Genomic DNA, 1,192 nt, shown 5'->3' on the forward strand with positions numbered 1-1,192 from the left:
CGTCGAGGCGGCGCCCCGCGCGAGGCTGTACGCGTCGCGCACCGACACCGCCACCGGACCGGCGGTCAGGGCAACCCTGCCGGTGGCCCGCCCGACGGCCGTGGCCAGCACGAACGCGTCCCAGGTCGGCCCCTCGCCGAGCCACACCTCGCCGTACCCGAGCCGGTCGGCGACCGCCGCCACCCGCAACGGCTCGTCGACGGGCCTGTCGTCCTCGCGCGCCGCGGCGACCACACTGATGTCCATGGCCGCGCTCGTACCCCTTCGCCGTCGTGCGAACCCCGGCTGTCCGGGCGACATCCGCGCGGGTAGCGTCCCCGTATGAACAGCGGATACGACACCCGGGGCGCCGGGATCACCGTGCGGCGGGCGCTGGAGCTGCCCGGGCTGCGCAGTGGGCTGCCGGAGGTCGTGGCGGGCACCGACCGGCTGGGGCGCACGGTGCGCTGGGTGCACGCCGGTGAGGTGCCCAACATCGCCTCGCTGCTCAAGGGCGGCGAGCTGCTGCTGACCACCGGGTACGGGTTCGGCACCCGCCCCGCCGACCAGCGGGCGTTCGTGCGCACGCTGGCCGAGCGGGGCATCGCGGCCCTCGTCGTCGAGCTGGGCCCGCGCTTCTCCCGGCTGCCCGCCGCCCTCGTCGACTCGGCCAGGTCGACGGGGCTGCCGCTGGTCCAGCTGCACCGCGAGGTGCCGTTCGTGGCGGTCACCGAGGAGATCCACACCGAGATCGTCAACGGGCACTACGCGCTGCTGCGACGCGCGGAGGAGGTGCACCGCCGGTGCACCGAGGCGCTGCTGGGCGGCGGCGGGGTCCCGCAGGTGCTGGAGATCCTCGCCGGGTTCACCGGCAACCCGGTCTTCCTGGAGACGACCGACGGCCGGCTGCTGTACGCGGCCGGTAAGGGACCCGAGGGCGCGGACCCGCTCCAGGTGTGGGAGGGGCTGCGCGACCGGCACCAGGACGACCCGCCTGCCGGTTCGGCGCTCGTGGACGTACCCGGCGGCGGCCCCGGCAGCGGCGGCGTACGGGCACGGCTGGTGCTGCTTCCGGTGCGCAGCGCGCCGGAACCGGTGCACCGCATGGCGGCCGAGCGGGCGGCCGGCCTGCTCGCCGTGGTGCTGATGCAGGCGCGCCAGGAGGAGGAGCTGGCGGCACGCGGGCGCGGGGACTTCCTCACCGACCTCGCCG

General features: G+C 76.2%; 2 protein-coding genes. One reads left to right on the forward strand and one right to left on the reverse strand.

The features are described from left to right. Positions 1-246 (reverse strand): LLM class flavin-dependent oxidoreductase (locus B7767_RS35885; RefSeq protein WP_143652819.1); only part of this gene is annotated, 246 nt, incomplete at its 3' end. A gap of 75 nt (positions 247-321) precedes the next feature. Here B7767_RS35885 and B7767_RS35890 point away from each other — a divergent pair. Beyond that, positions 322-1,192: PucR family transcriptional regulator ligand-binding domain-containing protein (locus B7767_RS35890; RefSeq protein ID WP_179167438.1), on the forward strand; the 871-nt coding region annotated here is incomplete at its 3' end.

Source organism: Streptomyces sp. 13-12-16 (assembly GCF_002114215.1).
Lineage (GTDB): Bacteria > Actinomycetota > Actinomycetes > Streptomycetales > Streptomycetaceae > Streptomyces.